20 protein-coding genes are annotated in these 22352 nt (G+C 40.5%); 15 read left to right on the top strand and 5 right to left on the bottom strand.

Annotation, left to right across the window (positions count from 1 at the left end):
* Positions 1-4: 4 nt before the first annotated feature.
* The 5 genes from ACUUJN_RS26510 (at position 5) to ACUUJN_RS26490 (ending at position 5655) form a co-directional block, all read left to right on the top strand.
* Positions 5-565, top strand: coding sequence for a DUF4303 domain-containing protein (locus ACUUJN_RS26510; protein WP_484669118.1), 561 nt, complete (start codon positions 5-7; stop codon positions 563-565).
* 33 nt (positions 566-598) lie between these two features.
* Positions 599-1240 (top strand): hypothetical protein, encoded by a 642-nt coding sequence (locus tag ACUUJN_RS26505; RefSeq protein WP_484669117.1) that lies wholly within the window; start codon positions 599-601, stop codon positions 1238-1240.
* Between the two features lie 860 nt (positions 1241-2100).
* On the top strand, positions 2101-4692 hold the full coding sequence (locus ACUUJN_RS26500; protein ID WP_341162663.1) for an RNA-binding domain-containing protein: 2592 nt from the start codon (positions 2101-2103) through the stop codon (positions 4690-4692).
* 73 nt (positions 4693-4765) lie between these two features.
* Positions 4766-4900: a winged helix-turn-helix transcriptional regulator gene (locus ACUUJN_RS26495; RefSeq protein ID WP_432421726.1), complete on the top strand. Its 135-nt coding sequence runs from the start codon at positions 4766-4768 to the stop codon at positions 4898-4900.
* Between the two features lie 227 nt (positions 4901-5127).
* Entirely contained in the window at positions 5128-5655 is a 528-nt protein-coding gene (locus ACUUJN_RS26490) for a hypothetical protein (protein ID WP_484669116.1), read from the top strand.
* A gap of 67 nt (positions 5656-5722) precedes the next feature.
* Here ACUUJN_RS26490 and ACUUJN_RS26485 read toward each other — a convergent pair whose 3' ends face one another.
* A complete protein-coding gene (locus ACUUJN_RS26485) occupies positions 5723-6103 on the bottom strand; it encodes a hypothetical protein (protein WP_069079678.1) in 381 nt (126 codons plus the stop codon).
* Positions 6104-6377: 274 nt separating this feature from the next.
* On the opposite strand from ACUUJN_RS26485, the gene ACUUJN_RS26480 reads away from it, so the two are divergent.
* The 3 genes from ACUUJN_RS26480 to ACUUJN_RS26470 all read left to right on the top strand — a co-directional run bounded on the left by ACUUJN_RS26480 (position 6378) and on the right by ACUUJN_RS26470 (position 9272).
* Positions 6378-7712, top strand: a complete 1335-nt coding sequence (locus tag ACUUJN_RS26480; RefSeq protein ID WP_484669115.1) for an SMI1/KNR4 family protein — start codon at positions 6378-6380, stop codon at positions 7710-7712.
* Positions 7713-7876: 164 nt separating this feature from the next.
* Positions 7877-8479: a class I SAM-dependent methyltransferase gene (locus ACUUJN_RS26475; protein ID WP_250273659.1), complete on the top strand. Its 603-nt coding sequence runs from the start codon at positions 7877-7879 to the stop codon at positions 8477-8479.
* Positions 8480-8735: 256 nt separating this feature from the next.
* Positions 8736-9272 carry a YceI family protein gene (locus ACUUJN_RS26470; RefSeq protein ID WP_160788367.1) on the top strand — a complete coding sequence of 179 codons (537 nt, stop codon included), beginning with the start codon at positions 8736-8738 and terminating at the stop codon, positions 9270-9272.
* 77 nt (positions 9273-9349) lie between these two features.
* Here the strand turns inward: ACUUJN_RS26470 and ACUUJN_RS26465 are convergent, their stop codons facing one another.
* Positions 9350-10027, bottom strand: coding sequence for a TetR/AcrR family transcriptional regulator (locus ACUUJN_RS26465; protein ID WP_484669114.1), 678 nt, complete (start codon positions 10025-10027; stop codon positions 9350-9352).
* Positions 10028-10396: 369 nt separating this feature from the next.
* Between ACUUJN_RS26465 and ACUUJN_RS26460 the strand changes: the two genes are divergently transcribed.
* Together ACUUJN_RS26460 and ACUUJN_RS26455 are read left to right on the top strand one after the other, a co-directional pair.
* Positions 10397-12103 (top strand): CocE/NonD family hydrolase, encoded by a 1707-nt coding sequence (locus ACUUJN_RS26460; RefSeq protein ID WP_484669113.1) that lies wholly within the window; start codon positions 10397-10399, stop codon positions 12101-12103.
* Between the two features lie 178 nt (positions 12104-12281).
* On the top strand, positions 12282-12743 hold the full coding sequence (locus ACUUJN_RS26455; protein ID WP_484669112.1) for a phage tail protein: 462 nt from the start codon (positions 12282-12284) through the stop codon (positions 12741-12743).
* A 76-nt stretch (positions 12744-12819) separates the two neighbouring features.
* On the opposite strand, the gene ACUUJN_RS26450 is transcribed toward ACUUJN_RS26455, so the two are convergent.
* From ACUUJN_RS26450 to ACUUJN_RS26440, 3 genes are all read right to left on the bottom strand, one after another.
* The gene (locus ACUUJN_RS26450) at positions 12820-13761 is read right to left on the bottom strand and encodes an NmrA family NAD(P)-binding protein (protein ID WP_340857332.1); all 942 of its coding nucleotides are present in this window, start codon (positions 13759-13761) and stop codon (positions 12820-12822) included.
* A 91-nt stretch (positions 13762-13852) separates the two neighbouring features.
* Positions 13853-14740 carry a LysR family transcriptional regulator gene (locus ACUUJN_RS26445; RefSeq protein ID WP_340857333.1) on the bottom strand — a complete coding sequence of 296 codons (888 nt, stop codon included), beginning with the start codon at positions 14738-14740 and terminating at the stop codon, positions 13853-13855.
* A 121-nt stretch (positions 14741-14861) separates the two neighbouring features.
* Complete coding sequence (locus ACUUJN_RS26440; RefSeq protein ID WP_023991084.1) at positions 14862-15950, bottom strand: GntR family transcriptional regulator; 1089 nt, start codon at positions 15948-15950, stop codon at positions 14862-14864.
* Between the two features lie 290 nt (positions 15951-16240).
* On the opposite strand from ACUUJN_RS26440, the gene ACUUJN_RS26435 reads away from it, so the two are divergent.
* The 5 genes from ACUUJN_RS26435 (at position 16241) to ACUUJN_RS26415 (ending at position 22151) form a co-directional block, all read left to right on the top strand.
* A complete protein-coding gene (locus ACUUJN_RS26435) occupies positions 16241-17854 on the top strand; it encodes a xylulokinase (RefSeq protein ID WP_023991083.1) in 1614 nt (537 codons plus the stop codon).
* Between the two features lies 1 nt (position 17855).
* On the top strand, positions 17856-18551 hold the full coding sequence (locus ACUUJN_RS26430) for an L-ribulose-5-phosphate 4-epimerase (protein WP_484669111.1): 696 nt from the start codon (positions 17856-17858) through the stop codon (positions 18549-18551).
* Between the two features lie 34 nt (positions 18552-18585).
* Positions 18586-20010: an L-arabinose isomerase gene (araA, locus tag ACUUJN_RS26425; RefSeq protein ID WP_160788403.1), complete on the top strand. Its 1425-nt coding sequence runs from the start codon at positions 18586-18588 to the stop codon at positions 20008-20010.
* A 121-nt stretch (positions 20011-20131) separates the two neighbouring features.
* Complete coding sequence (locus ACUUJN_RS26420; RefSeq protein WP_254348284.1) at positions 20132-21211, top strand: CHAP domain-containing protein; 1080 nt, start codon at positions 20132-20134, stop codon at positions 21209-21211.
* 76 nt (positions 21212-21287) lie between these two features.
* The gene (locus tag ACUUJN_RS26415) at positions 21288-22151 is read left to right on the top strand and encodes a P-loop NTPase family protein (protein WP_484669110.1); all 864 of its coding nucleotides are present in this window, start codon (positions 21288-21290) and stop codon (positions 22149-22151) included.
* Positions 22152-22352: the final 201 nt, after the last annotated feature.

Genomic DNA, 22352 nt, shown 5'->3' with positions numbered 1-22352 from the left:
TGTCATGAAACCCATGCAAGGAATAGAGGCGCTGGCGGCAGAGATTGCCGATGTGGCTAGGACGTCCTTTCGCACTCTTTTTGAAAATGGCGAACGTTACTATTACTGCACGCTATTTACTACTGGAGAGGGACATGCGCCAAGCATCTCCGCCTGGTCATGGGAGGCCTTGGAGAGGGAAGCGGCCAGGCAAGGAGAAGAAAGTGACATGCCGGGGTCAACGATTGCGGAACTCATCAAATGGTCCTATGCCGATTCACCCTATTGTTGTTTCAGGGATGAGGACTTCGATGATGTTAAACAATTGTTTATGAGGCGTCCTTCTATTGCGGAGCTTGAAGCTGACGAATGGAATCGTGAATTTGATTCGAGGCTGAAGGCCATGGAGCTGGCGATGCAAATGCTCGATGATGAAGGCGTGTTTGCCTTGAATCAACCGCGAGAGTCTGTATGCGTCCTTGTCGAGGTCATGCCGCCGGATGAGATCAATACCGAAATCGCCCTACGTTTGAATCGGGCGGAGTCTCCGGCTATGCAAGCATGGCTGGTGGAAGCAGCGGAGTAAGGGCATTCGCGTTTCTTGAGGGAGAGTTGTAAAATGCCTAATGAAAATCAAACGAATATCTTAGTTGAGAGAACAGATTGTATTCTTTATTATGCGGGATCGGCCCTATCGAACGAACATAGTGCAGGCTGGATCGGCGGGAATGCACCCGACTTCTTTGATGATCAATCAGATCTCATCCACGAAGGTAACCAAAAATATGTTTTTTACTTGAGCCTCGTCCATCCCTTTAAACCGGAGAGCATTATTTCGATTTTCATCCCTGAAGACTATGAGGAGTATTTAGAAAACAACATTTATCCTAATTGCTCGGTCAAGGTGATTGAGCATCCCACTTCAACTGAAAGCGCCAAAGATATGTTTACTAACCCAGGGCTTGTAAAGCATGCAATTTCAGAAGGGAAACCAAGCCATGACGAAAAATCGATGGATCAGCCTTTTTTGATCAAAGTGGGCGGAAACCCGAGACTTATTCAAAATGAAGACTATTATTTTATGAAGCTGAAGGATGAGTCATTCTCTTTTTTATTTCAGGTAGATGAAGATGGTTATCCCGAAACGTTGCTTCAAGAGGATTACAACTATCCTTTTGGTTTTGGGTCACTATATATTTTCGCCAAAATGGGGACGACTGAGATACAACATCCAGTAGCAGGTTTTTGGCAATTCTCTTGATTTAGCATGGGAACCCTTGGGATGTTGTCGCGAAGCCGAATGACAAAGGATTGCTTCTGGATTTTGAAGTCGTCCAGACGCTCCAGTTTCCCATAAGCACGCTCCATCACCAAAATGTAGTCCGGTTGAGCCAGCGCTTCACATGTAGGACTGTCATGCTTAGAGCCCAATATTTTGATCACTTAAACGGGGTATCCATTTTCGGCATGTTTCTCGGCTACACTTATGAATGACGCAATGAAAAGGTTCTTTAAATATAGCAAAGGGGATTTCCGCTGCTTTGGTAGAAAGCCGTGAATAATGAACGACAGGCAAGCCATTAGAAACTGCGAAATCTAGGCCGGGGCGTATAACTGTTCCGTTCTCCAAAACGGAAACACACCAATATCGAAGTAGCGGGTCATGGTTAATTTGCGAGTTTTGTCTTCATACTCTACCTCTTCAGTCATCATTTATACTTCTTCGTAAGTCAAGGTAGATTGAGGGATAGATGTAAAAAATGTTAGGGCTCTTCATGAGATCGCCCTCTTTCTGAATCGCTTTGTGGTACAACCGATTCTATAGAAAAGGCGGTCTTTTTCCTATGTTATTCAACAGACGTGATATAATATGCTTCATTGAAGTTCTTTGATATTAATCGTATATCTAACTCTAATTCTAATTTCAACCTGCTAGATATAAGAGTTATAACTATTTTACTGGCGCTGAACTAGTTTCAAAATATTCTGAGATCTTTATATAAAGCAGATTGAATATAGTGTGCAACGGATAGTTAAAGCTAGATGAAATACCTATATTGGGAGTATTGTTAAATAAAAAGTTGTAAAATCAAACTTAGGTATATAGGAGGTATTGGATATATGATAAGCACTCGTAAACCAATTAAAAACGAAGAAACCAAACTTTTAAACCTTGAAGAAGGCCATTTTTGTGATGTAAAAAGCTGTAGAATAAAGCCCAATAAATTACATATACACTTTGTAGCATTTGCTAATACAGATGGTGGTGAAATTTATATTGGAATAGAGGATGAAAGAAGTATTGGGGAAAGATTAGTCGGTTTTCGAACAAAAGAGGAAGCTAATGAAATAATAAATACATTTGCAGAAAAAACAGACCCTCCACTAATTGATTATTCTGTTGAATTTATTGACTTTTGTGAAAAGGGATATGTACTGCATGTAACAATTCCTAAAAGCCCACGGGTTCATTATTCTTCTGATTATAGATGCTACATAAGAAGAAACGCTAGTACTAAAGAAATAAAAGGAGCGAAAATAACTGAACTTGCTTTTTCAAAAGGGGTATATTCATATGAGACTGTGATAAAAAAGCATGTTACTGTAGATGAGATTATAAACGGAGTTTATTTAAATGATTACTTAAATAGAATAAAAAGTTCCCAAAAACCGCTCAGTTTTCTTGAAAAATTAAAGCTTATACAACGAGATGGGGAAAAATTTGCCCCAACGGTTAGTTGCCTACTTTTTTTTAGTGATGATCCTCAATTTGGCCTTAACACTAAATGTGGGATTAAAGTATATAGACTAAAGACTTCACAAGTTGAATATGATAGAGATTTTTTAGAAGAACAACCTAGAAGTATTCGAGGACCAATAGAACTTCAAATTATTGATTCAAAGGAGGTTATAGCAGGATATCTTCAAAAGAGTATGATTGAGATAGGAAACAAATATGTGAATTATAGTTATCCATGGGTAGCGCTCCATGAAATTATTGTAAATGCGATAATCCACAGGGACTACAGTATTAATGATGATATACATATTAGAATTTTTAATGATAGGTTAGAGTTTGAAAGCCCAGGAAGATTGCATGGGAATATGACAACAGGTAACCTATTAGTTGGACGTTCATCGAGAAATCCCATAATTGAAAGATTACTTGATCAATTACCCGAAATGTACAACCATGATATTGGTGATGGGTTTAACACTATATATAAAGAATTGAAGAAATCTGGTTTTGTTGAACCCAAAATTCAGGAGTTAGAGAACTCGGTTTTAGTTACGGTATATCATCGTTTTGCTAATAACTTTGAGGACATAATTACACAGTTAACTTCAACTCAGGTAAATATAGAACAAAAGAATTTTAAGACGGAAAAAAAGGAGACGGAGGGTACATACCTTTTTACAAAAGAAAAAGTAAGTTTGCAGGCTTTTTTACCCACATATCCTGACACTATGGGGAGTTGCCTAATAACATTTAACCGTTTTCCGGATATAATGATCACTTTTAATTATAAAGACATATTGCGCGATTTATTTCAAGGGTTATACACTGAGGCAGTCTATGAATTACGACAGTTTATTGTAGCCATTAACAAAGAAAAACATATATATTATGTGCAATTAGGAAATAATCGGTTCCCCTTAAATGAAATGGAAGTTTCACAATTATGTGAAATAATAGATGATTTTTCAGAAGTATATTTAGATGCTTTAAGAAACATAGAAGATTGTTTTGGTACTTTTTCCTTTGAAAAGTCTTTAGATATCGAAGAAGGAATTCCAATTTTAAAGATTAAGCGTGGACTATATAATAAAATAATGGAGTTTGTACAAGAGCATGATTATGAAAAAGGCGACACAAGTTGGCATATTTTTGATTCAAATTCCACGATGATTAAATTATATAGCAAAAAATCAGATGAAAGATATGATGCAGGGCATCATGTAATTCTTTATCCAAAACAAGTACCAAATGAATCTTATTCTTCATTTAAGCTTTCAGATGACGAGGTTTCAATTGTATGGAAGCCTCTAAATGATTTTGGGAACGAAAAGTCACTAACAAATTTTAATGATCGGTATCTATGGAATGCTGAGAAATCATATAGTTGGTTTACTAATGAATTAATTCCGTATGTCATATATTACAATAAGTTAAAAAAAAGAAACCCATTGTCTACTGCATTTAAAAGAAACGATTTTGAGGATTTTAAACAAACTTTTAAAATTAAAGATTATTTCATTGACTATAAGGTTAGAAAGAAAGTTAACCTTTCAGATGTTTTATCCATTAAGGGTTTATTAGAATTAGTAAACAATATGCAGTATTTTTATCATACTAGGGGATCTCAAAGCGGCTGGTTGACAGCAAAAGAGTTAGTATCTTTATACCAATCAATTGTTATTTGCTTGAAACATACACCTATAGATGAATATTACTATATAAGAGGGAATTTGAGATTTGCAACTGGAACAACATTAGATGGGATACTGTTGGATATAGCCTCACATATTCCTACTATTAAAGATGGTGTATACTCGTTTTTTATTGTAGATACTGCCCTTAGATGTTTAGTTGTATCTTTAAGAGATAACAAGAGTTATCTAAATATAACCCAAATTCGTGAAATTGTTGGTCATTTAACTCCACTGTTTAATAAACAACTAAAAATTGATGAAATAAATAGATTTTTGTAGAATCATTTACAACTCAAATTAACGATTTAAATAATGATATGCATTTTGTGTTTAAAAAGCATGAAGATAAGGAGTGTATTGTATTGCACGTCTGGATAAGGTGCTGTCAGAAGCGTTGAAAGAATTTGTTACTGACAGTCTCGTTGAACGAACGGTATATTCAGAAATACCGCCTAAAGTCTGTTATAAAATACGGAATATAGAATGACACTGAGTTCGATATTTGAAGTGTTGCATGAATGGGGAGAAGAACACAATAAGCAGTCGAACTACCTGTAACGGCTAGTGTTGCTTCCAACGTTTTTGAGCAGGCTAAACCCCCGATGGCGGCGAGATCATCAGGCGATTTTTGGCGTGCATATGTCCTATTAGCACAAGCAGGCAGCCCGCCCCTGGCGTAAACTGAATTATAATCAGTGAGCGAGGTGAACTTCCATGGCACAATCGAAAGAGATGCGTGCACGGGCTAAGAAGTTTCAGGGCCGTCCGGTCTGTGTCACCCTGCACAGCGGAGAGACTTACGTCGGCTACATCACCGACGTTAATCGCGGTGGGTTGATACTTGCCAGTGCTGGAGCTCCTCCACGCGCTTCTTCCGGGAAGCAAGATTCCCGATCTCTCAAACGCAGAGCCAGTTCGCATGCCCCGGGCGTCCGTCTCGGCAACCGGAAAAGCGGTGCACGTAAACCGTCTGGCCGTTCGCGCTCTCGCAAGCCGGACGCCAAGGTGTCGGCATTCCTGCCGATGATGGGCTCGCTGTTAGGCGGCCTTGGCGGCTCCACTGCGGGCGCAGGAGGGCTTGGCGGTATGCTCGGCGGCGGCTTGCGGCTGTTCGGCATGATCCAGAAATTTGTTCCGGTCGTGAAGATGGGCTACGGTATGATCAAGTCTATTCGCCCGTTTCTCGGCGCCGTTAAAGGCTTGATGCCTTCGGCCAGTCCGGCCACGCCAGATAACGAATAATCGTATATCTGTGAACTTTAGGCCTCCTTTGAGTGGTCAAAGGGGGCTAGTCCACAAACCATTACGACTACCACTGTCTAATCCAAATCGGTTTGAACTCGGAATAGCCCATTTCCTTTAGTAAATCCCAGGCATTATCCAGAACGTGAGGCTTCCCCAGGACCCAAAGTTCTTGTCGTTTTGCCATCAAGTAAGAGATGATTTCAGCAATATGTTTGGGTTTACCTAGATGGATGACAGTTTCTATTTCATTATTTTGGGCTGAAATGTCATAAAAGGACCAAAAAGTATGAGGCTCTTCTTCAGGAGGAATGGCCTGAAAGATGAGCGTGATTTTGATGTTTTTATTCTCTTTGGGAGATAGGTTTAGGATGAAGCGAGACCCGCCTGAGTACCAATAAACGAAGGCATAACCGTCGACCGTAATATTTCTTAATTGGCTTTTCATTATTTTCTCCCTCAATCTATGTTGTTTAAAATGAACTGCGTTTAATGAGTTTAATTAAATAATATGTCGTTAATTTCCGAGAAATGAGGAGTGGCTTACATGAATAACAAGGTGATTATAGTCTAATCCACATATAGGTTCCAATCATATGGATTTTTCCTGTGGTGCTCTAGATACATATCATTTTAAAGAGGTACGACCCATAGAAAAAACAATAAAATTGCTGGATAAGCAAACAAGGAAACCTGGCTATGGTCAACAGGAGGGTTCAAATATGTGGTTTAGGAAGAAAGAAACGCAATTGGATCGAATAAATAACAAATTGAGTCAAGCTATGCGCAAAGATGCGGACTTCTCGGTGTTTGGAGCATCCTCACATCAATATAGGGTTAAAGAGAAGCTTACAGCAAAAGAGCTGGCGGACTGGCAAGTCCACAATCATGTCACACTTCCTGAGCCTTACGCGCAATTTTTAACGAAAATCGGCAACGGTGGCGCTGGCCCCTACTATGGAATTTATTCAATTGAAAAGGCAACTTCCTACACCGAGCGCCAGGCACTCCTTGCCAAATCCGTTCTGCATCCCGGGATGACCAAAGAGGAATGGAACCATCTAATTGAGCCCCTGACCAAGGATGAGGACATTCCCGATGAGGAATACGACGACACCTGTAATAAGGTGTTGGGCGGCATGTTGTGCATAGGCACACAAGGTTGCGAATACGACATGTATCTTGTACTTGAAGGGAAATACAGGGGGAGAATTGTGTACACCTCCGATTTTCATCCCGATCATCCTTTTTTCTTTGTCTATGAAGACAGCTTTCTGGACTGGTACGAGCGCTGGCTGGATGAAATTATTCTGGATTATGATATCGGGTGGTTTGGTAGTCGAATGCCTGGTGATGAGAATGCGCTGATCCAGATTTATCAGAGCGCTCCAAACGAAGAAATCCAAGCCAAAGCGCTTGATGGAATGTTCAAGTTTAAGAAAGTCTCTCAGCCAACCCTTGCTTTTTTGAAAAATATTGCGGAGCAAAGCCCAAAAAATCGGACCACAGCCATTTGGCTGATCTGCAAAACTTCTTTTGACACGGGTAGGAAATATCTTCTGGAGCTGTTGCAATCGGATGGGCATGAGGATTTTCTGCAAGCTTTACAGATTCTGCATGCTTCCGGTAAAACTGTGAATTTAACAGAATTTATTCCAGTGATCTTGCAAAGGCTTGACAGGATTCACGACCCGGAAACGTTGCGTTATGCAGGGTATATCTTGGAAGATTACGGTGCGATTACTCTCCAGAACTTTGCGCCTTTCTTGTGTCACGCCGACCCGAAAATGCAGACCACTGCCATCTATGCCGCGCGCAGTTGCGAAAACAAGCTGGGAAGCTGGCAGATTATTGAACAGATGTTGATGGGGGGCGGCCCGCAGGTTCTGAATAACTTAATTTTATACTGGGGCATTATCCCACATGAGAAGTTGCTGCCTTCCTATAAGGCGGTATGGCCGGAATACAAAAGCAATCCGAATTTCAGAGAAAAATTTATCGGTTGTTTGCGAGAACTGCATTTGCCAGATGATTATTTCGACAAAGACGAATCGTGAAGAAGGTGTACATGAACTACCCCAAGGTTGTCTCCTCCATTCATACAGAGGTTTTGTTTTTCCATAAGCATGAATAAGAAAGTGGACTAAATGCTAATGCTTGATAGAATATCATTCTATATGGTTGTATTCAGGATTTTATTAAGGCAGATTGGAGAGGTAAAATGGGAAATACGGATAAGTTTGAAATGATAGCTAATGTATATGACACTTCTGAAAGAATTCAGATTGCAAAGGCATCATCTGATGCCATTCGTGAGTATGTAGTTGATGCTAATAGTAAGAATGCTATTGATTTTGGGTGTGGAACGGGTCTTGTCGGAATGAACTTGTTAAACGATTTTAATTCTATGCTTTTTCTGGATACTTCACAAAACATGATTAATCAAATAAAGCAAAAAATTACTGATCTTCATATTCATAATGCAGATACAATATGCTTTGATTTTGAAAAGGAAGGTCTATCGGATCTTCATGCGGACTATATTTTTATGGCTCAGGTTCTGCTCCATATTCATGATGTTGAATTCGTTTTATCCAGATTATTGGATGTTCTAAATGAAGGAGGACATTTACTAATTGTAGATTTTAATAAAAATGAAAAAGTAGTTTCAGATATAGTTCATAACGGATTTAATCAAGAAGAGTTGGCTGACATTATGACTAAAATAGGTTATAGAGATATTCAATCCAAAACTTTTTATAATGGAAGTAAAATATTCATGGGACAAGATGCATCTATGTTTATTCTTGATTCTCGAAAATAAACTTTTAGGCAGAAATCAGCTCTCGTTATAGTCGGGATTCTAAAATACAACGAAATAAAAGGCCGCCCCTTATGAGACAGCCCCATGCTTCTTGTACAGTCCGAAATCGGATTTATGAGGAGGCCGAAAAAATGCTAAAACGCTACTGACATCCCGTTGTCAGTAGCGTTTTTGTATATTAGGAGCATGCGAATAGCGCAGTGTTTTGGAGATAGGGTGACCTTTCTCAAATCTTACCATAGAGGTGGAATTTATTATGAGCAATATCAATTGGGAAGTGGATCGGGACCACAGCTCCGTCGAGTTTTCGGTGACGCATTTAATGATTAATAGAATCAAAGGAGTATTCGAGCATTTCCAAGCGATCTTGAGTTTTGACCCCAATGATTTAACAACCATGGGTATTCAGGCTTCCATAGACGCAAATAGTATCACAACTCGCCAATCGCAACGAGATGAGCACCTGAAGAGCGACGACTTCCTTCATGCAGCCAAGTATCCAACCATTACGTTTCAAAGCACCAGCTGCGTCCTTGCTGGCGAAAGGCAATATGAACTTACGGGCAATCTAACTTTGCATGGAGTAACAAAACCAATCACTTTTCATACCGTTTTTGAAGGACTAAATAAAGACCCTCGTGGCCGGGAACGTGTAGGATTTCATTCAACAGCCAGTATTGAACGCAATGAATTTGGCTTGACATTCAACTCGCATCTGGAAAAAGGCGGGATTGTTGTCGGGAATGAAGTGAGAATCGAACTTTATATCGAGGCAATTAAAATAGTAGATTAGCGGTCCTAAAGGCCATCCTTTTATCGGGATGGTCCTTATTCAAAAACTTGCCGCTACAAAAAGATGCCTTGGCGGCCTCATGTTGAGCCTTCCAAGCCTCCATCCGATTGATCTGGCTTGTAGCATAGCTTGGGGGGGATAGTTTTATCAACCTGCGTTATCCGACAATACATGGCCATTCCTTCTTTGGTTAGATGAGGCAGTATAAGGCTCCATAGGATGGACAAGATGTTTTTGGGATTTGGAAGAAACTTTTGGAGAAGAATTATTTCCTGTGTGCCATACATATTTATCGATAGTAAAGAAATAGCCAAATCTTCATATTGCCCGGCATATAATTCTTCTTTCATAATTCCTTTATTAACAAACCCCTTAAATATGTTGGTAAAAAGTGTATAGAAATCATTAACAACCTTAATTTGCATTTTAGCTATCTCCGGATATAACTTAGGCAATTCTGTAAAACTGGAGAAATAAAAGAAATATTTTTTACGGAATGCATTAAGAATTAAAAACTGCTGATTCAGCCCTTCGATAGAAACCTCCGCTGAGAAATTTAAGTTTTGGTATTCTTCATACTGCATTGCCATAACACCAATCATAAGATCATGTTTTTTTTTGAAATAGTATGTCAAATTACCAGGACTTATATTTAACGCATCGGAAATATTCCTCAATGTTACATATGCATATCCTTTTTTATTAAATAATTCAATTGCAGTCTCAAGGATCTTATCCCTTAAATTAATATCCATTTCTATCTCCTTTAGAGCGTTTGTGCTATGCACTTGAAATCAAAAGCATTATATCATAAATTGTTCCTTCAAGCCGAAATAAGTAGCTTGATTAAGAATACGGAAGAATTCGAGAGATAATTTGCGAAAATCCTCAGCCAAGAGTGCCATTCCCAATAAAGACCAGAGTTGAGTTGCTGTATTTGCAGGAATATACTGATTTTAGTACACGTGTACTAAAACTTTTCTGAATAATTATTGAAGAGAGTGAACCCACTTGCAAGAAATCAGAAAGAGACCTAAAGTTCACAATGCGATTGAACAGGATACAGAAGCACGCTGCTTATTGATTGACTGGTTTGAAGAAAAACTATCAAATGGAGGCAAGCTATGAATCCATTACCTATCGACATTAACGAAAGAAGTAATCACTTTTATGAACTTACTTGGAAAGAAGTACAGATTCCTATGAGAGACGGGAATTATCTCGCCGCAAATCTTTATCAGCCTAATGTGGATGGGAGTTTTCCAGTAATCATGACGATGTGTCCGTATGGAAAGGATCTTCATTTCTCTCAATTTGCTCCTGCTAATCCAACAATCGCAATAGAATATACACACTCGCAGGATAAAGGGCCCTTAATTAGTTGGGAAACACCAAATCCTGAATTTTGGGTGCCGCAAGGCTATACTGTCTTGCGAGTAGATGAACGTGGTATCGGTAATTCTCCAGGAAGGCTGGATATATTATCAAATTCTTTGAAGAAGGATTATTATGATGCAATCGAATGGGCTGGAACGCAACCATGGAGCAATGGAAAGATAGGACTGCTGGGCATCTCCTATTTGGCTATGAGTCAATGGGCCGTGGCATCCGAACAACCTCCTCATTTAGCTTGTATCATACCTTGGGAAGGTACAGTAGATTATTATGCAGAATTCTGTTATCCGGGCGGAATCCAGGCGAACGGTTTTCTTTCATTCTGGTGGAAGAACGGAGTTTTGGCGCATCAATACAATCCCGATGGAAAATTCTCGGAAGAACAATTGCAAGCCAATCGCACTGATTTCCCGGAGATGGTAAAAAACAATCCATTACGTGATCAATCGTGGACGAATCGATTTTCTGATTTGAGTAAAGTAGAGGTGCCTTTATTATCCGCAAGCAACTGGTTTAGCGCCGGAATGCATACCCGTGGAAATTTCTTGGGTTTTCAGAATGCGGTATCAGAGCACAAGTGGCTTGAAGTACATATCGGGAGCCATGTTGGTGCATTTTACACCGCTCAGGGTCGGGAACTGCAGAAAAAATTTCTGGATTATTGGCTTAAAGGAATCGATACTGGCATAATGAGAGAACCGAAAGTAAAGCTTGCCATTCCTCGCGGAGGCAATAACTACACATGGCGCTACGAGAACGAGTATCCGCTTAAGCGCACCCAATGGACCCGCTTTTACCTTGATGCAAGCTCGAATTTGCTTTCGCAAGAGCCTCCGCAAGCCAAGGCCCAGCTTTGCTATGAAGGCGATAAGGAGTGCGAGTCAAAGCACTGGGCGAAGCCTTTTATGGTGAAAGAATTCTCGAGAGAGGAAAACAATTCAAAGCGTGTTCTGTTTGAAACCGATCCGTTTGATAACGAAACAGAAATTCTCGGGCCTATCAAACTCCGTTTGTGGGCATCGTCAACTACAGATGATATGGACATTTTCGTATCTTTGCGAAATATTGACTCACTAGGCAATGAGGTCGTTAACTCAGGAGCACTAACAGAGAAATTTCCAATTAGCCAGGGGTGGTTGCGCGCTTCCTTACGTAAAACTGATGATGAATTATCCACGGAGTGTAAGCCTTATTACACCTTCGATGAGGTTCAAAAGCTGGTTCCAGGAGAAGTCTATTGCTTGGATATTGAGATATGGGATAGCGCAATTGTTGTAGCTAAAGGAAACCGATTGCTCCTGGAAATTGGAAGCCAGAATCAAAGTGGCTGCGCACTGCTGACTCAGACGGGGGATGACAGGGTTTGGGATGCAGACATTACTCTATATACAGGGGATGAATTTGATTCTTATTTGTTGCTGCCGATCATACCCTAACTGAGTTCAAGTTGACATGCTTCCCAACGCCCATGTTCCCTCAGACAGAAGGAAGTTGGAAAGAATATTCCTTTGGATCGGTGACGATTTATGTGTACAGTAAGTTGTGAGCGCCAGAACCGTAACATAAATAGCAGCAAGTTTTTTGGGGAATAATGAGATAAAAGGAGATGTGGAAATGTCCTATATCGTTGATTTTAATAATGTGTCTACGGTTGGTTTAGAGTCTTCACCTGTAGTAGAAGCGCTTGCTGGTTTGCGTGCTAATGAAGCCCGTTACTTTATGAACAAATACAAGCATGAATTTACGGTTGTGTCAGCTAGTGAAAGTCAGGAGACCCTTGATTATGTGAACCGAATTCTGAAAGAGCGTGATATTGAGTTTGCGGCCAAACCTTTAGAAACGTCACGTTTTCAAGTGGAAAATATTAAATTTGCTTATGTCTTTTATGAGGATGGTCTTGAGGTCAACGTCATGTATACGGTTGATGACACTAAGAAGCGGGCCGTTGGGTTTAAGCTTTCTGAGGGGATGAAGGTACCAAAGGAGCTAGAAGGGAAGTTTAAGTTTGCTAGGCAGAAGTCAAAACTAGCTGGAACAATTCGGGGTTCGTTTTTTGTAATTAAAGGAGAATACTAAAGTAGGCAAAAGCGCAATTGGAGAAATCGGATGTAAATCAGCTTCCGATCTCTCCGTAACATGATTATGACTTGGATTAATTATCTTTGGAGTGTCGTTCACCCACTTGGTACTCATTCGCATGTACAAACATATATTTCACTGTTACGGGATCTTGGCCCGTCAGCTTCTTAAAGTCGTCCGTAAATATATCCATTTTTCCTAAGCGAATAGCTTGTCCAAAGGTAACCATACCTTCAGAAGAGAAGGGGGCTTCGGAGTCCTCTGCAAATTTGCCATCCGTTGTTCTGGGAACACCCATGGCATCAAATATGGCGTAGTTTTCTTCATCCGTGATCTGCTTGTAGGTAATATGATGACCCGTTACTTTATTTCCAATCTCGATAAAGTCGGACATTGTTATTAATTCAGGACCATTTATATTTAATATCGCCTCATGATAATTGCTTGCTGCTAATGCATAAGCGACAGCTTTTGCACAATCCTTCCGTGAGATATAGGCCATCTTGCCGTCACCCTGGTTATTTTTCAACACGCCGTCAGACTTCACATAGGTGAAGTAATTGGTAACCATAGCTTCCGCATATTGCGAATTACGCAGGAAAATATAATCTAACCCGACACTTTTGATATAATCTTCCGTATAGACATGGTCCAGTTTTTCAACACTTGGATTGGATTCATCCGCCGCGTTAACCAATGAAGTATAGATGATTTGTTTTACTCCAGCTTCTTTCGCCGCATCGACCACGTTTTTGTGTGCATTTTGGCGTTTTACCCCCACAAAAGGCATGGAGATTAAAGCAATTTTATCTGCATTAGCAAAAGCTTCTGCAAGACCGTCTATTGTATTGAAATTGGTCACATGCGTTTCAATACCTTGTTCTGCATACCCTTGTAAAGATGCTGGATCATATGCACAAAAAATAATTTGGTCTTTTTCTACTAATTTCAATAAAAATTCAGCCGCTTGTCTGCCCAGATTGCCATCCACACCCGTTAATAATAACTTACCCATGTTTGTCGTCACTCCTTGCTGAAATGAACTATACTTATATATTATGTGAAAAAAATAACAAAGTATAATACAAAAAACTTATGGGCTATTGCTAAAACGAATTTTGTATTTGTTGTAGGAATGAGTATAATACCGGATTTGAATTATCTTTTAAGTAGCCTATTTCGATTTTAAAAGTATGGTGTGAACCTTGTATGGGAATGAGTCGGACCTCTTCTTTCAGGTCAGCAAGATCATAGTTATCTGGGAAAAAGCCAATTAAATTCTCTGTGATGATATAAAACAGCTTTGTTTCGACATCGTCTGCGGTTCTAAGGATGTTGGGCTGGTAACCATCTTCCATGGCATGTTGAATCATTAAATAATAGGAGTCTCCAATAACCATTGGATTCAGCATGACAAGCGGATACTTATATAATTCTTCCTTTGAGATGGACTCAAAACTGAAGAGGGGATGTTGTTTACTTACGGCCGCGCAGTATCGTCCGCTATATAATGTATGGGTTAGGATTTCCTCTTTCCCTTTAAACTCTGAGTCAAAGGCAATGGCTATGTCATGTATTCCTTTTTGCAGATACTCAGCGATATCCTTTAGCAATACTTTATTTAATTCAAGTTTAATCTTTGGATGATTTTCTTTAAATGAAGGGATAAATTTTAACAAGCTTTGGATATCTGTGATTGTAGCATATTCGATACTCAATAGCTGGGTATTATATTTTTGAAAATTTTCCATGCTTGTTTTCATATGATTATATTGCTTCCAGAGCACGACGGCCTCTGCATAAAACAGCCATCCCGCTTTGGTGGGCTCAATCGGAATTTGTTTTCTATCAATTAACTGAATGTTGAACTCATTCTCAAGTGAGGCAATTTGTTGGCTAATCGTAGTTTGCGATACAAAATTCTTCTTTGCTGTTTCTGTGAAGTTTCTACATTCAACGAGATCTATAAAATATTTTATCCTTTTTAGATTCATGTTTACCTCCAATTGTATGAAATTTATTAAAACTTACGTTCCCGCCATAAATTCAAGCCAGCATACCCTAATGTTAATGGCAAACTGGCGGTTCATAATTTGGAGGTAATGTGAGCACCATCTACTTCAGTTTCTTCTTTACCGTCTCCCCTTCAATTAACACGGGCTGATAATAGGTGTGGTTGCGTAGATCCTTCTTTCCTTGCAGTTTCTTAATAACCCAATCGGCGGCATCACGTCCCATTTGTTCCTGTGGGTGTGTTAATGTCGTTAGCTTGATGTTTGCATTTTTGGAAATATAGGAATTATCTTGACCAATAATGGATATGTCTTCGGGAACAGATATCCCAAGTTGTCTGCATACATGTACAACTTCTAATCCTACCTCGTCGTTATAGCAGACAATTGCGGTTAACCCGTCTCTTTGTTCGGTAAGGAATTTTTTTAAGTTGGCGGACAGGTCCTGCTTCGTCTCTGTATAGAATGAGAGCACTTGCTCTGGGTGAAACCGTAATTTGGCTTCTCCAAGCGCTTTGATATAGCCCTTCATTCGATGCTTTCCTTGTAAATCATCCATTTTGGCAATGATACCAATGTGTGTGTGTCCGTTAGCAATCAATTCTTTTGTTGCCAGATAGCTGGATTGTACGTCATCGAGACAAAAGAAGGGAACTTCCAACTCTTCATAATAAGCATTAATCATGATGAACGGAACATCCTGCTCCTTGAACGTCAAATAGTAAGAGATATTGGGATTATATAGATTGCTCTTCGTAGGCTCAATGATCAAGCCATCCACACCAAAGGACAACATCATCTCCAAAGCTTTCTTTTCCTGTGCGACATCATTATTTGTACTAGCTAATAGCAATGAATAATTATCTTCATTCAATCTAGCTTCAATCCCGCGAATAATAGAAGGGAAGATGTAATCAGAAATATAGGTCGTGATGACTCCGATGGTTTTATTACTGGAATTCCCGCCGGTTTTTGATCGGAATTGGTTGCTGACGTAAGTGCCCGATCCTTTTTCACTTCTTAAAAAACCCTCGTTGGATAGTTCTAAAATAGCCTTTCGTACCGTCTGGCGACTAACTTTATACATATCCTGCAAAGCCGATTCCGTTGGAATTTGTTCTCCTACGCTGTATGCTCCTGATAGAATGTTGCTTTTTATATCCTCAAGGATGACCTGATACTTTGGTTTCACTTTATTCCTTCTTTCCTGGTTGTACTAATACCAATTTACCCACCCATAATATTTGTATGTACATATTTTAGCATAATTATGAACTTATTATAATCCATTGCCCAACATGCAGTAATACTAAAGGAAAAATAGAGAAACATTCAATTCGTAAGAATATTTGTAGGTATAACTACGTATTCGTGTTGACAAATGTACGAACAAAAAATATACTAAGGTTGTAAATTAAAGAAAGCGCCTTCTTTCAATTATTGCGATTATAACAGTTGTTCAGAGAGAGGAGTCACGTGAGCATGGATCAAGACATTAAACAAGCGATTACTAAGGGAGAAACCTCACTTGGTATCGAATTTGGATCCACACGTATCAAGGCAGTGCTGATTGATCATCATTTTGAAACAATCGCATCTGGAAGCTATGAGTGGGAAAATCTCTTGGTAGACGGATATTGGACGTACAACTTAGAGAGTATTATTACGGGTCTACAAGAGGCTTATAGTGAAATGAAGCAAGAAGTTGAGCGAAAATATGGAATCACTCTTCGTACCGTTGGTTCTATAGGATTCTCTGCAATGATGCACGGATATATGGCTTTTGACAGCAAAGGTGAGTTGCTTGTTCCGTTCCGAACTTGGCGGAATGCGACAACCGGTGTTGCGGCAAAAGTGTTAACTGATAAATTCCAATTCAACATCCCTGAGCGATGGAGTATTGCTCACCTGTATCAAGCTATATTGAACGAAGAGCAACATGTCCCTCAGATTGATTTTATGACGACGTTAGCTGGATATATTCACTGGCTGCTGACTGGCAATAAGTCCATTGGCATCGGAGATGCTTCGGGCATATTCCCAATTGATGAGACTACACATGATTATAACGAATCGATGGTTAAGCAGTTCGATGAACTCATTGCAGCCAAAGGTTACGATTGGAAGTTAGAAGGAATTCTCCCTAAAGTTTATATTTCAGGCGAGCAGGCAGGTGTACTAACCGCCGCGGGAGCCAAAATCTTAGATAAATCCGAAGATTTACAACCAGGTATTCCGCTTTGTCCTCCAGAAGGTGATGCGGGAACAGGGATGGTCGCTACGAATAGTGTGAGGAAACGGACTGGCAACGTCTCTGTGGGAACCTCGGTTTTTGCTATGCTTGTATTAGAGAAGGATCTTTCAGCGGTATATCCGGAAATTGATCTGGTGACTACACCGAATGGTAATCCGGTCGGAATGGTTCATGCCAACAACTGTTCAAGTGATCTCAATGCTTGGCTGGGATTGTTCCGTGAGTTCTATGAGGCAATGGGGCAAAAGGCCGATCCAAACCAATTATTCAGTGTGTTGCTGAACAAGGCTTTGGAAGCAGATCCAGATGGCGGCGGCTTACTTAGCTACGGATATTTGTCAGGAGAGAATATCACCGGAATAGAGAAAGGCCGGCCATTGTTTGTCCGCTCCCCTGAGAGCCGTTTCAATTTGCCCAATTTCATGCGGACTCATCTTTTCACTGCGTTTGCTGCTTTGAAAATCGGAATGGATATTTTGACAAAGAAAGAAAATGTCGCAATTGATAGCATACTGGCTCACGGTGGTTTATTTAAAACCCCTATCGTCGGACAAAAAATTGTTGCGGCTGCCATGAATGTCCCAGTATCAGTGATGTCAACAGCTGGAGAAGGCGGGGCGTGGGGTATTGCTATTCTGGCTTCTTACATGATGAACAAGGCTCAACAAGAAAGTCTGGAAGACTTCCTCGACCAAAAAGTATTTAGAGATGCTGAGGGGCAAGAAATTTCTCCTGACAGTTCCGACGTTAAGGGATTCGAAGCATTCATGGAACGCTATACACAAGGTCTAGCGATTGAACAGGCTGCTGTAGATAATCTAGTGGAAAACTGGAGGGATTGATGTGTTAGAGCAACTGAAAGAAGAAGTATATCAAGCCAATCTGGATTTGCCTAAACATGGACTCGTGAAATACACCTGGGGTAACGTAAGCGCTGTTGATCGTGAGAGCGGCTTATTCGTTATCAAACCTAGTGGTGTTAGTTATGACACGATGAAACCTAGCGATATGGTGGTTGTTGATTTTGATGGCAATGTTGTTGAAGGAGAAATGAGACCTTCATCAGATACACCGACTCACGCTGTGCTTTATAAGCATTATTCAGAGATCGGCGGTATTGTACACACGCATTCAACTTGGGCGACCATTTGGGCTCAAGCAGGCCTGGATGTACCTGTAATGGGGACTACTCACGCAGACACCTTCTATGGTTCTGTTCCTTGCGCCCGTTTCTTGACACAAGAGGAGATTGATCGTGGTTACGAAGCGGAAACCGGCCGTGTCATTATCGAAACTTTTGAGCAGCGCGGACTGGATATTTTAGCAGTGCCGGGTGTTCTTCTTAAGGGGCATGCTCCTTTTACTTGGGGCAAAGATGCGAAATCGGCAGTCATGAATAGCGTCGTGTTGGAAGAAGTTTCGAAAATGAATTTATTCGCACGAGAATTGAATCATTTTGCTGAAGAATTGCCGCAACGCATTCTAGATAAACACTATTTACGCAAACATGGGAAAGACGCGTACTACGGGCAAAAGTAATATAAACTAAAAAATTATGAAAAGAGGATGAATGATGTCAACAGTAGGTACAAAACAGTTCTGGTTTGTCGTAGGTTCACAACATCTGTATGGCGAAGAAGCATTAGCAGAAGTTAAAGCACACGCACAAGAAATGACCGATGCCTTAAATAAGAGTGGCGTTCTGCCTTATCCGCTTGTATTGCAGGATCTGGCGGTTAGTGCAGACAAAATTACTAGCCTTATGAAAGAAGTCAACTATCGCGACGAGGTTGCCGGTGTCATCACGTGGATGCATACCTTCTCACCTGCAAAAATGTGGATTCGTGGTACTAAATTGCTGCAAAAGCCGCTGCTTCATCTTGCTACACAGTTCAATGAAAGTATTCCTTGGGCTACGATTGACATGGACTTCATGAACCTCAATCAGGCAGCTCACGGTGACCGTGAATATGGATTTATCAATGCCCGCTTGAAGAAACAGAATAAAGTGGTTGTAGGTTACTGGGAACGCGCAGAAGTGCAGAAGCAAATCGCAGAGTGGATGGATGTAGCGGTTGCTTATAACGAAAGCTTCAATATCAAAGTTGCCCGTTTTGGCGACAACATGCGTAACGTTGGTGTTACGGAAGGCGATAAGGTCGAAGCTCAAATTCAATTTGGATGGACCGTTGACTACTTCGGAATTGGCGACCTTGTTCAGTACGTCAATGCTGTGAAAGAAGAAGAGATTGATGCTTTGTTTGCAGAATACTCCGAACTCTATGAATTTGATTATGGTACTTACAGCAAGGAAGCTTGGGAAGCCAGCGTAAGAGTGCAAGCAAGCTATGAAATTGCCCTTAAACGGTTCCTGGATCATGGCGGCTATACTGCCTTCACTACGAACTTCGAAGACCTCTATGGTATGAAACAGCTTCCTGGTCTTGCCGTTCAACGTTTGATGGCACAAGGATACGGCTTCGCCGGTGAAGGGGACTGGAAGACGGCAGCGCTCGATCGCCTGCTTAAAGTAATGAGCCATAACCAATCCACTGGCTTTATGGAAGACTACACCTATGAATTGGCGGCTGGTCAGGAATCGATCCTTCAATCCCATATGCTTGAAGTTGACCCAACGTTGGCAAGCAACAAGCCTAAAATCATCGTTTCACCGTTAGGTATCGGCGATCGTGAAGATCCAGCCCGTCTGGTGTTTGACGGCAAGGCAGGAGACGGTGTAGTTGTTTCCATGGCTGACTTTGGCACGCATTATAAACTGCTGATCAATGAGGTTACTGCATTTGAACCGACAGTTCCTGCTCCAAATCTTCCAGTGGCCCGTGTACTGTGGAACGTGAAGCCAAACTTCCAAGATGGGGTTAAAGCATGGATTGAGAACGGCGGTGGTCACCATACCGTGGTTTCCTTGAATCTAACCACAGACCAAATTGTTACTTATGCAAAACTGGTTAACCTGGAATACGTAATTATTAAGTAACTAGAAGATAGTCATCTACTAAAAGCATTGGGTCAGTCCTCAGGACCCAGTGCTTTTTATTAGTTTTCTAAGGATGTCGGGATAAGGGAAGTTGAAGTGGGCAGGGTAGGGAGGCGAAAGTTTGATTCATGAGAGTAAGTTTAAGCGGCTTGAAAGTGTTCGTAGTCTTGTTCATGAAATGCTTGTTACTACAGAGAATACTTCCATGAAACAGGAAGCTTGGGTTCATCTTTCTGGGGTATCCAATTTTGCTTCAATGCTTGCTATGAGAAGGGAACAAGATGTGGAGATCGCTGCAATCGCGGGGGTGCTGCACGGTTTCTATTTTTATAAAACCGGAATTAAGGACTTCCCTGGTCCCAACAGTGCAGATGCTGTAAGACCTATTATACGTAGCACCCAACTCTTTACCGACGAAGAGCAGCTTGTCATTCTAAGGTCGATCTTTTATCAAGAAGATAGGCATCAAGTCCATGGACCATGCGAAGAAATTATTAAAGATGCTATTTTATTGCAGATGTACTTACAGAATACTGGTGACAATTTATCTAAGGCGGCTATACATAGACTACAAAATGTGTTTGTTGAATTAGGGATTTCGGTCGAACATGTGGAAGCGGGATTCAACGTTGATACGGAAACGATAAACAGTAACGCTGAAGACAGTCGTCTTATGCTGGCTGATTTTGCAGAAATGTTTGCAGGACAAAACATTATTGGCGTCCCGGAAGATGAACGTTATCGGGAAATTTGCAAGTATTGGCCGGATTCTGATATTTATAAAGTACTGGAAGGCAATTGGTGCGCTGCATTTGTATACTACTGTTGTATGCAGGTTGGAATTCTACTGCCCATTCGATATCCGAACTGTATGTATCGATTAGCTGGGGTTGGTGCGTGGTTGGATTGGGCCCAGCTGCCTGAAACAGAATTTTTTTATCACGATAAGCAAGATGGATTTGAGCCAGCACGTGGTGATATTGTCGTTTATGAGAAGCTTCTATCGGATGATTCCCACGATCATATCGGAATTGTTCTAGGTTGTGATGACAACAAAATTTTGGTCGCAGAAGGTAACAAAGACAATAAGAACTACTCCAGTGTTTTATACAGGGATAGAGGTCATTGTATTCTCGGATATATCCGCATAGACAACGGCTATCATTTTCATTTCAGTGGGGAATATACACCGATCCGTTAAATATAATGTGGGCCGATATAACGAGACAATAGGATTCTCCTTAAGGTAATCATTTAATTTATAAGGATGTGATACTATGGCCAATTTACCAGCTACGAAAACGAAATTGGTTATCGTTGAAGGTATACCTGGCTCTGGCAAATCTACATTATCTAGATACATACATGACATGTTGAACACACATCAAATAGAATCGGAGCTATTTTTAGAAGGGGGCTTACGACATCCCGCTGATTATGAATCGGTTGCATGTATGCCAAACGAAGAACTTGATCGGCTCCGATCTATCTATTCCGAGGTGTTTCATTACATTGATCCGTTTGTATCTTTGAATGGCAACGACGCTTTAATCGCCTATGCGCTTACGCAGCAATCAGCCCAAAATGAAATTCCCTCTAGTTTGTATGAGGAAATCCGGCGTTATGAAATCTACGATGGAGTACCCGTAGAAAAGTATTGCGAGTTGATGATTCAACGTTGGAAGTCTTTTGTTAAAGATCAGCGAGAAAAAGAAAAGTTGATGATACTCGAATGCTGTTTTTTACAGAATCCAGGGTGTGCATTACTCGCCCGGCATGATGCTGGAGAAGACCGTTTTATTCAGCATGTATTACAGATTGCGGAGCAAATTCAGGAGTTAAATCCAATTTTGTTCTATTTGAAGCAACCAAATGTGCGTGAGACGATTGAGCGAGTTAAAACAACGAGATCTCAAGAATGGTTAGATTTCGCGATTTGGTACCATACGGAGCAAGATTATGGAAAGAGGAAGGGTTTGCACGGGTACGAAGGATATATTCAGTTCCTTGAACATCGACGTGAGCTAGAATTGCAAATCATTGAGCAACTCCCTTTTCAATCATTTATTATGGATAACTCCGATTATGCTTGGGAGAATCAACAACAGACCGTTTTGAATATTATGATGAAGCATTTATAAACCGTGAAGCTCATTCCAGAAAACGTTAGTGCAATTAGAAAGGGCCTATCCCGTAAAGACATATTTTACCGAATTATTCATATACATGGACTGTTGATTCGATCATTGGAAATCTGTACTCTACATCATTTGCTTCTAAACGCTTTTTTGGTGTCTGTTATTACTGCTAGTAAGTGAAGCTCAAATAATACAGCGTGATCA

It is taken from the genome of Paenibacillus sp. LRG-1 (genome assembly GCF_057220305.1).
The sequence above is the reverse complement of the archived record's forward strand: the minus strand, read 5'-3'. Positions and strand labels throughout refer to the sequence as shown.